Source organism: Paenibacillus sp. P4_A7, assembly GCF_056402455.1.
The window spans coordinates 1-11,661 of the sequence record NZ_JBFUHJ010000153.1; the positions used below are offsets into that span (position 1 = coordinate 1).

At 42.4% G+C, this 11,661-nt stretch carries 8 protein-coding genes; 1 reads left to right on the forward strand and 7 read right to left on the reverse strand.

What is annotated here, in order from left to right; translation table 11 throughout:
* Positions 1 to 301 precede the first annotated feature (301 nt).
* The 3 genes from AC1DWN_RS18050 to AC1DWN_RS18060 all read right to left on the reverse strand — a co-directional run bounded on the left by AC1DWN_RS18050 (position 302) and on the right by AC1DWN_RS18060 (position 4,721).
* The gene (locus AC1DWN_RS18050; RefSeq protein ID WP_477560294.1) at positions 302 to 2,107 is read right to left on the reverse strand and encodes an ABC transporter ATP-binding protein; all 1,806 of its coding nucleotides are present in this window, start codon (positions 2,105 to 2,107) and stop codon (positions 302 to 304) included.
* Positions 2,108 to 2,839: 732 nt separating this feature from the next.
* On the reverse strand, positions 2,840 to 3,913 hold the full coding sequence (locus AC1DWN_RS18055; protein ID WP_477560295.1) for a LacI family DNA-binding transcriptional regulator: 1,074 nt from the start codon (positions 3,911 to 3,913) through the stop codon (positions 2,840 to 2,842).
* Between the two features lie 46 nt (positions 3,914 to 3,959).
* Positions 3,960 to 4,721 (reverse strand): SDR family NAD(P)-dependent oxidoreductase, encoded by a 762-nt coding sequence (locus AC1DWN_RS18060; protein WP_477560296.1) that lies wholly within the window; start codon positions 4,719 to 4,721, stop codon positions 3,960 to 3,962.
* Positions 4,722 to 5,339: 618 nt separating this feature from the next.
* Between AC1DWN_RS18060 and AC1DWN_RS18065 the strand changes: the two genes are divergently transcribed.
* Entirely contained in the window at positions 5,340 to 5,714 is a 375-nt protein-coding gene (locus AC1DWN_RS18065; protein ID WP_477560297.1) for a cbb3-type cytochrome c oxidase subunit I, read from the forward strand.
* Positions 5,715 to 5,916: 202 nt separating this feature from the next.
* On the opposite strand, the gene AC1DWN_RS18070 is transcribed toward AC1DWN_RS18065, so the two are convergent.
* The 4 genes from AC1DWN_RS18070 to AC1DWN_RS18085 form a co-directional block, all read right to left on the reverse strand.
* The gene (locus tag AC1DWN_RS18070; protein ID WP_477560298.1) at positions 5,917 to 6,819 is read right to left on the reverse strand and encodes an ABC transporter ATP-binding protein; all 903 of its coding nucleotides are present in this window, start codon (positions 6,817 to 6,819) and stop codon (positions 5,917 to 5,919) included.
* A gap of 3 nt (positions 6,820 to 6,822) precedes the next feature.
* Complete coding sequence (locus tag AC1DWN_RS18075) at positions 6,823 to 9,726, reverse strand: ABC transporter permease (RefSeq protein ID WP_477560299.1); 2,904 nt, start codon at positions 9,724 to 9,726, stop codon at positions 6,823 to 6,825.
* Between the two features lie 162 nt (positions 9,727 to 9,888).
* Positions 9,889 to 10,914 (reverse strand): efflux RND transporter periplasmic adaptor subunit, encoded by a 1,026-nt coding sequence (locus AC1DWN_RS18080; protein ID WP_477560300.1) that lies wholly within the window; start codon positions 10,912 to 10,914, stop codon positions 9,889 to 9,891.
* Entirely contained in the window at positions 10,898 to 11,590 is a 693-nt protein-coding gene (locus AC1DWN_RS18085; protein ID WP_477560301.1) for an ABC transporter ATP-binding protein, read from the reverse strand. Before AC1DWN_RS18085 ends, AC1DWN_RS18080 begins: the two co-directional genes overlap by 17 nt.
* Between the last annotated feature and the right edge of the window lie 71 nt (positions 11,591 to 11,661).

Consider the following 11,661-nt stretch of genomic DNA (forward strand, 5'->3'; position numbering starts at 1 on the left):
GCGACTGCGTCTGCAATGACAACAAGAACTGCAGCAATTAGAGCAAGATCATCAGCCGATAAATTAATTGAATCCGATTTTTCTAATGTAGTAGTTGTTTTGGACATTCGGATCAAACTCCTTAATTTGACGGTATGATAACAGCCTATGCCAAAAAATATATTTCGTATAGGCGTATGCCGCCGTCCCAAAAAAAAGTTCTATTTCTCCACCACCTGCTACTGAGAATGGAAAAAGGGGCTGCCCCTTAGCCATTTACATGACCTTCGGAACAGTCCCTCTTCAGCTTGATTCTCAATTATTACAACTGCAGCTGCTTCAAATTATAAAACTCGCCTTTACTAGCCATGAGCTCGTCGAATGTACCTACTTCTACAATATGTCCATGCTTCATAACAGCGATACGATCAGCATCTCGAATAGTTGAAAGTCGGTGTGCGACTATAAAAGTCGTTCTGCCCTTTATCAACTCTTGCATCGCCTTCTGCACATGGAATTCGGACTCATTATCCAGTGCAGAGGTTGCTTCATCCAAAATAATAATTTTAGGCTCGCGGATAAGCGCTCGCGCAATCGCAATTCGCTGCCGCTGACCGCCCGATAACTTACCGCCATGCTCGCCAACCATCGTATCAAGTCCATCGGTGAGCTGATCAATCAGCTCGGTCAGGTGAGCCATCTCTACAACTCGAGCGATATCAGCTTCGCTTATATCTTTCAAGCCGTATGTAATATTTTCGCGAATCGTACCCGAGAACAAGATATTCGTCTGAGGAACAACCGCCAAATGCTTACGGTAGCTGCGCAAATCGATGTCGGCCAGATCGATCCCATCCATAAGAACCTTACCACCTGTAGGCTGAAGGAAACCTATGACCAAATTAAGCACGGTTGACTTGCCCGCTCCAGAAGCGCCGACAAAAGCAATACATTCTCCGGCTTTTACATCCAGTGACACATTTTCAAGCACATGATGCTCACTTCCCGGGTAGGAAAGGTCCACATTCTCGAATGAAAATTGTCCGTGCACATCCTGTAGTTTAATTTTGCCGCTATTATTTTCAATATCCTGCGACACCAATATTTCTTTAATCGAATAGATAGATTCCAATCCTTTTGCTAGCTGTGGATAAATATTAATTAGACTTGTTACCGAGCCTAAAATCATCGCAAAAAATCCTTGGTACATCACGACATCGCCGACCTGAATTTCCCCTTGATAGGCTAAATAGGCCGTAAAAATTAAGCAAAGCACCTGGAAAATTTGAAAGACAACCCAGTTTGTTGAACCGAAATAAGCCTCTACCAAATCAAGTCGATACCCTTTGCCCTGTATATGACGAAGTGTTGAATCAATCTTCGCGATCTCTACTTTCTCTAGCCCATGCGCACGTGTGATCGGAATCATCTCAACCATCTCTGAGACTCGCGATGACATCTGCTCGATCTCCTTGCGAAACTCCTTATTAGACTTACGAATCTTGCGCCTAAATATTTGTAAAATCGCGATCGACATTGGAATGGTCAGTATAAAAAATAACGAAACCGTCCAGCTGCTTTGCACTGTAATAATGAACGATACGATAATATTGACGATTGCGGGTGCTAAAGAGAGCATAAATTGCTTCGACATCATCTCTACTGCTTCCACATCGCGCAGCACCTTTGACTGTAGTTTACCAGCAGGTAGCTCGCGGTGCGAATTAATTGAAAGCTGCTGCAATTTGCGAACAAGTGCACTTCGCAGACCTGCCTCGACATGCCTTACCGCGCGGCTTAAAAATGAAATATAAGCAGAATGCGTCGGGATATTTTGCAAAATAACAATAAGAACGACGATGAAGTTAATCCAAATTCCGTTAAACGAATGCTTCTCCGGGTTCGTCGCAATATTTATAATATTGGCTGTTACGATCGGTAGGACATACACTGGCGCACTCTTAATTAACAAAAACAAAAGAGAGATAAATAAATTTGAAAAGTTTCCTCGGTAAAGTGAAAATAAAAACTTTAATGGACTAGTTCCAGGCTCCAATGCTGCATTCTCAAATGTGCTTGCCAGACCCTTAGAACCACCGAACTGCACGCCCGCAGCTCCTTTTGACATATGTATTCTCCATCCTTCTGCAGCGTTTCATGTTGCCTTACTACGAAATGTAGGCTCGCTAACGAACCAATATTACACTCATTAATCAAGCAAGTAAATACATAATATAGAATTAATATTAGACAAGCAAAATGAGCTGTCAGTGAATGCCAAAACGTTAGAATTCGAGAATACGCTAACAAAGTTAATATAATGGCCGAAGTAGTAGCTAACAAGAAAACGATTCACATGCTATAGATGAAACGACTGATAGAATGGTTACTATTTCAAGAAAACTGTTCAGTAGAATCATTCACGATTTTAAAGACCCGGGTATCTTTCTTATTTACGTATAAGGCTATTTGTTTAGCTTTATCATCTGGGGAATCGAAATAGATAACGTAGTCCATTTGCATTCCAGCTAAGACACCTTTGTCCACATCAAAATTTTCATCGGTGATCTTGATATCGGTGATCTTGGCTTTACGCCAGGTAAAAATGCGGTCATCCTCAAAAAAGTCTAGATCAAATACAGAGTCGTGTAGAACCTTTGCTGGCTTATAATCTATTGTTATGTTTTTTTCATTCTTTGAAGCATCATTTGACGTTTTTGAAAGGCATTATGTTACAACAAAAAAGAAKCCGTAAGCTCCAATATGGTGCTTACGGCTTTAGCCATGAGGATATAGTTACAGTTGTTCTACTTTTTAGGAACACTTGTCCATCTTCATAGAAAAGGAGCTTGTCCTTTTCTCAATCCTTCTTCACCTGTGCAGAAGACTCTCGGAATAAGAGTTCGCCGGCCAAGAGTATTTTTTCTATCGGCTCATGCTCACTTCCGATACGCTCAAGCAAGCGCTCAACCGCACGCTTGCCCAGAGACTCCTTAGGTACATGCACCGTAGTTATAGCCGGATTCATCTGGTAAGAATCCTCGATATTATCAAACCCGGTTACCGATACGTCCTCTGGTACGGAAAGTCCGAGCTCCTGTATGGCATGAATCGCACCTATCGCAATCTTATCATTAGCACAGATGAGAGTGCTGGGCAGTGTCTTCGACTTCTGACGCTTGATCACCCACTGCTTGATCGGCTCTTTGAGCTCATCCGGCTCGAGCCCTTCAACAGAATACAAATAATCTTCCTTCGTTCCTATATCTCGATTACCCTCTTGCTCCTCAATTGCGCTGCGGAAGCCGAGAAAACGATCATAGAAGCTCCTTGAATATTTAACATCGCCGATGAAGCTTAGCTTATTATGTCCGGTGCCCATTAAATACTTCGTCAGTCGGTACATACATTCATAATTGTTAGAGAACACGGTATCGGTAGGAATGAGTATATCCTCATGGTCAACCAACACCATCGGCAGACCTATTCTATGCACCTCGAGCAGTAGTGGAGTGGAAATTTCTCCTACACCGATAAACCCAAGAATGCCATCAGGATTTAAGAAATGCAGAAAATGGTCCACGCTTTGTTCTGAAACAATTGCCATACCGTAGCCCCCAGCCTCCAGACGCGAGGAAATGCCATCTAAAATACGTCCCCAGTAAAGGGATTCTTTCGTCTGAAAACGGATGTTGGGCATAAGTACGAGTACTGACTGCTTATTCAAGGCAGGCACCTTCGAGTGCTGTTCATGCTTCATTGTTCTAACATGGACATTCTTTTGTGAGAAATAGCCTAGCTGTGACGCCTCTTGAATAACCCGCTCCTTCGTTGCTTCGCTAACGCCCCCCTTTCCTGAAAGCGCTTTGGAAACAACAAACTTTGAAACACCTAAATTATCAGCAATTTGCTGCATCGTGACTTTCTTTGACATAGCTGTTCTCCACCCTAGCCTTTGGTAATAATTCGTGCTTCTTTATTTAAATAGCCGGCATAACATTACCGCCATTCACAGGAATATAGGCACCTGTAATAAAGCTCGATAAATCTGATGCCAAGAAGGCCACTACATTCGCTATTTCTTGATCCGTCCCTCTTCGTTTGAGAGGCACAGTGGATTGATAGCCTTCATTATTTTCATTGCCGCTAGCACGGTCCCGATCACTTATCGTCCATCCAGGAGCTATTTGATTAACGGTAATCTGATGCTCACCGGCTTCTTTGGCCAGCACACGGTACACGCCGTCCATGCCACGTTTACCTGCTGTATAAGCAGATTGACTAGGGAAATTTTGCATGGCGCACTCCGTATTAATGCCAATAAATCTTCCACCTTTCTTCTCTATCATCGCTGGTATAAAGGCTTTGGCCAAAAAGACACTCTGCAGCACGCAGGACTCGAATTGGCTAATATAATCAGCAGTCGGCTGTTCTAAAATACTTTTCCACTCATACTGAATAACGGCATTAGCAACAACAATGTCAATATGACCTAACTCACTTAAAACCGAATCCTTCATCTGATTCATTTGCTGCTCATTCGTCACGTCCGCTTGAACGATTATCGCTTGTCTGCCCATAGCGGTTATTTCCAATTGCAGCTCTTTCGCTTTCGCTTCGTTATTATTATAATGAATCACAATGTTAGCACCGCAGCTAGCTAACGTTCTAGCCATAACACGTCCTAAATCACCCGTTGCTCCGGTTATTAGCGCTGTTTGATTAGATAAATTTATTTGCATGGTCGTAGTCACCTTTCCTTCGTATCAAATTTGTTATATATTTTATTATTAGTTATGCTACCAAAAAGTCAACTGTTTTATATAAGTCGTTATTAAAAAGCGCATCCGAATCCTCAACCGAACACTACCCGTGTACAAAAATTGGTGGGCGATGGCGATTAGAATGGATATTGTACATTCAAACAGCTTATATTTCTTGTTTCAATGTGTTTGAATGGAAATCATCCAATCAAATAGGTCGTTAGAAGCTCTTTATCTTCGTAACAGGCGATTAGCCTGTATGAAATACAGTCTGGGATAAATACAGCGTCTTTGAAACGTTTTTGATTGTATAAAATACAGTCAACTACGACAACAGAAGTGAAAAGCAGAGTATAGTAGAGATGAATGCAGATTGGTACTCAAGAGTAGAATAGGCTAATCTCACTATCTGTCACCAAACCAACGATACCTTGGTTACAATATTAGCTTGTATAGACAAGCTTTATGAAGTTATAATCCTCCAGAATACTTGTATAAATAAGTAATTTGTATGAAGGGAGAATGGTATATTCACCAAATCAGTATTCCTTTTAGTCAATTTCTTAGAATTTCTAGTGAAGAAGGGAAAGTGGAAAAATGGGGATTCGTTTCATTAAAATTGCAAGCGTTTACTTTGTGGTTGGTATTATACTAGGAATGGTCATGGGTATATCAGAATCGTTTCAATACACATCCACTCATGCTCATATTAATCTCCTCGGATGGGTGTCGATGGGCTTGTTTGGCGTTATTTATCATGTGTTTCCTCAACTTACAGCCAAAAAATTGGCGAATTCCCATTTCTGGTTGCACAATGTGGGACTACCCCTCATGGTATTGGGGATGGTACTCTTCGCACTAGACAATGAGTCAGTTGCTATTCCTTTAATGAGTGCTGGTGGTACGTTGATTATCGTTGCTACGATATTATTTTCAGTGAATTGTTTCTTGTCACTAAAAAAATCGAGTTAATATTTATTCTAGCTTACGGATGTAATTGTGCATATTTTTTTAGGAAGAAACTTTGGAGATAAAGAAAGACCAGGACGATAAATATGCGTTCTGGTCTTCTTTTTGTTTTATAGCCCTTATTATTGGATTTATACATCATTTAGAAATGCTAACGGACATGAGTTCCGTTATTCCTATTTTAAGTGGGCATAATACTTCTATTTTAATCCTTGTCTTTTTCCTTTTCTTTTTCCTTCTCCTCTGGGGGGAGGAGCACGATCCTGCCATCGCCTAGCTCAACACGCAGTTTATTCGAGTTTTTTACACCAATGGATTCCAAGTAGTTGGCTGGCACTTGAAGTCGGCCTGCTTTGTCAAGCACAGCGTATTCGACATGAGAGCTTTCCTCCTCGAACTCTTCAAGCTCAGCAAGCTCCTCTGCGTAAGAACGTCTTCGCAGCATTTCAGATGATATCTTTCCGTCACGAATCGCTGCTACACGATCTACCTTCTTCGCTAGGTCCGGATCATGCGTTACGATGACAACTGTAATACCGATTGTCCGATTAAGCTCTCGGAACAAATCTAGAATTTGATTGGCCATCCGAGAATCTACAGAGCCTGTCGGCTCATCTGCAAGCAGCAGCTTCGGATGATTTGCGAGCGCAATAGCGATTGCTACCCGCTGCTGTTCACCCCCAGACAATTCATACAGCTTATTTGAAGCACGATGGCTTAAGCCTACTGCATCGAGTAGTTCCTTCGCACGCCAACGCTTACGACTACCCGTTAATAAAATTGGAAGCTCCACATTTTCTAAAGCAGTTAAATACGGAATTAAGTTTCTCGCATTGTTCTGCCAGACAAAGCCAACACTTTCTCGTTTATAGCGTACAAAATCCCGTTCGGTAAACTTCAGCATATCTTTGCCATCAACCGACAACTTTCCCGCAGTAGGACGATCCAATCCGCCCAGCATATTAAGCAGTGTCGATTTACCGCTTCCGCTGTTGCCGATAATGGCCATCAGCTCGCCGCTTTCGATTTGAAGATCGAGGCCTTGCAGGGCGAACACTTCAAGATCAGCTGTTTTGTATATTTTCACTAGACCTTCGCAATGAATCATCCGTCAATCCTCCCCTAGCTTAATCGCTTGATGTATACGCAGTCGTGACAGCATGTAGGCCAGTATGCCAAGACCAATTAGGAGCATAAAGCCGACCAGTATATAAATGCGCATCAAATCTGCGGATTCAATCATGACTTTAAAAGGGGGCACTAAGCTGCTCGGATTAAACGCAATTTGAAAGTTAGGCACATAAAGAAAACTCGCAATATTCCCAACAACAACACCGATAAACACGGCAACACCTGATGTGAGCAGCTGCTCCACCGCAAGCATTGCAATAAGCTGCTTGAGCGATAAACCTATTGCACGCAATATACCATTTTGTAAGGTTCGTCCRCGCAACGATAATACCCAATACAGCAAAAACCCGATAAAGCTGACAAGAATAGAAAGCACGAATCCTAATGTCAAAATACCGTTCAGAGCCATAAGAAACGGATCGTTTTTGGCATCAACTAGCGCTTCCCTCGTATTCACAATACTCGTTACAGCCAGCTTAGACTGTTCAATGTCCTCATAAAAATCATTCGTAGAGGCTCCTGGTTTAAGCTTTAACCATACATCATACGGCTCCAACGCCAATTGAACTTGTATACGCGGCAAATGTCCTACGATTAACATTGGCGCATTGCCCTCCGACTTATCACTTGCATCAACACTGCCAATCGGAGGATTCGGATTAAAGGTCGGGAAATATTCGACAATACCGAACACTTTAAATGGCTGCGGCGTCACATCACTCCAGCTAACCCAAATCGTATCGCCCGCTTTCACCTTCTTCTGATCGGCAAGTGTTCTGGAAATTAATACGGCCTGGGAATCAGATGCGAGTAAATTTAAATAGGAGTTCATCGGATAGCTCAGGAGACTGTCCCTAAACCATGTTGTTTCCCCAAACTCATCCGTTTCGATTCCCAATAATGTTGCAACTCCTGAATCATCATTCACACTAAATGAAGCGTCTTTCTTCTTGAAGACCTTCGCCGCGCTTTCAACCCCTTTCAAATTTTTGAAAGGCTCGAATGGCGGTTCCAAGTAATGAATAGGCTCAGGAGTAAGGCTTGTGCTTGTGCTTGAAGCTGACCCGGGAGGACCTGTCTCGGGAGCGCCTGGCCTAGTCGGCGGCGGTGCATCATTTACCCATTCCGATCTTACAACAAATTCCGCGCCGTTTTTGTATTGAATCCGATCCTCCGTGTTCATATTAATCGTTCTCGCTGCAGACGCACTAAATACACCGGTTGCTATCGTCATAATAAGAAAAATCATCAAAAACTGATACTGGCTGCTGGAACGTCCTACTTGAATGAGCGTCGCGTAAACGGAAGGCGGCCACCATTTCTTGCCGATCCAATATACCAGCTTCAAAACCCAAGGATATAAACGCAATAATAACAATCCTGCGCCCATTATAAATATAGCGGGTATTACAAATTGCAACGGATCAATATTGAGATCTTCGGCATTCAATCCCAAGGTTTGCAAATCAGCAAGCCGTTTTTTAAACGTGTATAGCCCATAAATAGCTAATCCTATTGCGATTACATCAAGAAATATTTTATGCCAAAGAGGGGTCTTGCTAAGTCTAGCCATCTGCTGCTTATGCCCTACAATGGACACTCTAGTTGCAAGAATAATAGGAATAAGCATAATGACAAAACAGATACCTGCTGCAATCGCACCGTAACGATACGATTCATCTGTAAGCCTTACAGGCAACCGTACTCTTTGAACAAATTCTAGAAATCCGTTTGATGCGCCAAGCATCTCGGTGAGCACAACACCAAGAAGTGGTCCCAAACCGAAAGCAACACAGCAAAGCAATATGCCTTCCACCGCATAAGAAGTGACGACCTGCCAACGTGCTGCCCCTCTGCTGCGCAGCACTGCGATTTCATTCTTTTGTCGATCAGCAATCAAATTGGAAACCATAAACATATAAAAACCTAACATAATTAATACCGGAACGTTAAGTGACCACATCAATGTTCTAAGCTGCTTGGCTCGTTCAAAGTATTCGGTGATTATATCAATAGCTGGAGCATCGGTTGCAACTTGATAAACGCTCACTTTTTTGATCATCGCACTGCGAATGTTATCATTAGTTTGAATAAAATCATCGATATAGCGCAGCTCAAGCTTGGAGTAATCCAGTACAAAATACCATCCAATGCCAGMCAATGGAAAACGAGCTTCTTCCAATATATGCTGTTTAGCGATCTTGTCACTAATAATAAAGCTATTGGTAAGCTCTTTTAAACTCGTATCTTTAAAATAAGGGTCATCATCCTGCTTCTTCTCAAAAACACCAACAGGCTTAAACTTTATTTCCCCGGCAATTTTATCATCATCAACTAAAAACTCTGTACCTAGAACCGTCTTATACTGAATGAGCGCACGTTCTGTCACCAAGACTTCATATACGCCATTAACGGGCTCACTTGCAGGCATTCGTCCATCCTTTAATTGAATATGATCCTCAAATTCTGAGAATGATCGCAAGGTGATGGTTTTAGCTTGCTTTAAACGTTTAGGATCTGGTTCATTCGCCGGTCTAATTCTCATAGACTTCGACTGTATATCCATCACAAGGTTCTGCACCGGAATTTGAAAGCCTTCGGTTGCAGTGTCACGAATATATTGATTAACACTCTTATAGATTGTGTTCATTTGCTCAGGTGTTTCTTTCAAAACATGCATTCTGGAGTAAATCGTTCCAGGATATATATTTTGTTTAGACTGCAAAGTCTCCAAATCTTTAACGAGCATCCTAGACAAAATAGCTTCAGAATAAATTGGCATACTGCTCACCAAAGCGACTGACATGACCAAACCGATAAATAAGCTGGCGACTAGCCATTTATTCTGTACCATTTTGCKAATTATCATGACAAACAAAGCCACTGGAAAACCTCCCAAGCGTAAACGGCTTATGCCGTATTTGGTGGCAAAAGCTCGTTTCGCGATGAAATATAAGCCTATTATAAGTGTGAAACTTATACATTCTTATATTTCAAGCGTAAACGGCTGATGCCGTCTTTGGCGATGAAACAACGTTTCGCAGTATTATTGCAAAACAACGATTGCACCTTCTTCTAAGCCTTTCGTAATTTCGATTTCCGTTGAGCCTTTAATGCCCGTTTCCACATCGATTTCACGAATTTTATTTCCATCCTCCAACGTCCTTACGAACGTTCTTCCAAGAAACCCTCGTAAGCTGCTGCGAGGAATTTTTAGAATATTGTCACGCTGTTGTAAAATAATCTTCACATCCGCTAACGCCCCTATTGCCGAATCTTTTGGTACTTTAGGAAGCTCGATATATAAGGTTTTGGAATATCGCTCTTTGAGCTGCTCGTTTAGCGTATCTGGCGATGAAGAAGGTGTCTGGACAACCTTTCCTTCTATCTCTACCTCGCCAATTGTTACCTTTGCTGGAAAACCGACTTCTACACTGCTAATCTCACTGCTTGAATCGACCCGGAGCGCTACCCGCAGTTGAGTCTGGTCAGAAATGATAACTAAGGTCTGATAGGCTTCGACAATATCTCCATTTTCCAAATCCTCGACAAAAGTTACCTGACCATCCATACCTGCAACGAGCTGCTTTTTTTCAAATACATTCAGTAACCGTTCATACTTTATATCTTCAATTTCCATTTGCAGTTGAGCGATCGAGATCGCATCTTGATCAGCACTCAGCTTTGCTTGCTTCAAGGACAACTTCGCCCTAGCGAGTGATAGCTGTTGCTCCTTCAGATGTACATCAAGGCCTTCTACGTTCAGCTGAACGAGCACATCGCCTTTCTTAACCGTATCTCCTGCTTTAACTACTACTTCTTCTACACGTCCGCCCTGTTCGATAAACCGTGCCATTTCCATTTTCATAGATTCCAAATTGCCAATTCCTTTAACTTCTTGCGTAATGGTACCTTTCTCTACAGCAACCGTTCGATAGCTTTCCTGTGCAGGCTTGACAAGCGGCGGCTTTAAAGCCTTCTCTTCAGCAGGGAGCAGGGAGCAACCCGTAAGTGATGCGCTAATTAATAATGCAACGGAGAAGCTTAGCATTGATTTAATCTTTTGCGACAATTTGTCCATCCTCCAATTCATACACTTGGTCAACGATTTCCATAATGGCAGGATCATGCGTAGTCATGATGATGGTCATCCCTGCTTCTTCTACTAGTTCACGAAATACCTTCAGGATTTGTAATCCGGTTCGACTATCCAATTCCGCCGTAGGCTCATCTGCAAGCAGCAGCTTGGGCTTATGCGCTATTGCTCTAGCAATTGCCGTTCGTTGCTGCTCACCGCCTGACAGCTCAAATGGTCGATGATGCATGCGCGACTTTAAGCCGACTTGCTCAAGTGCCTGAACCGCTGCTTCCTTCCGACCATTAGCCGGTACACCCGCAACTCTTAAAATAAACTCCACATTTTCATAGGCAGACATAAGAGGGATTAGGGCGAAGGATTGAAATATAAGTCCCATTTCATTTCGTCTTACCAGATCACGCTCATGGTTCGACATTGCGGTCAAATCGCGGCCAGCAAATGTAATTTGCCCTTCTGACGGTCGATCCAGCGCGCTAAGTAAATTGATTAACGTTGTTTTACCGGAGCCGGATCTTCCTTTAAAAGCAATTAAACGGCCAGAAGGAATCGACAAATCAACGCCTTTTAATACGTTGACCGCACCGATTCCTCGGCCAAAGGTCCGTTTTAAAGCGCTTGCACGTATGATCTCATCTGTTGCTAGTTGCATGAAATAATAAACCTCCATTCCCTAAAAACGTTTACATTTGTATATTTTACATTTTAAACCTGGTATTCTTT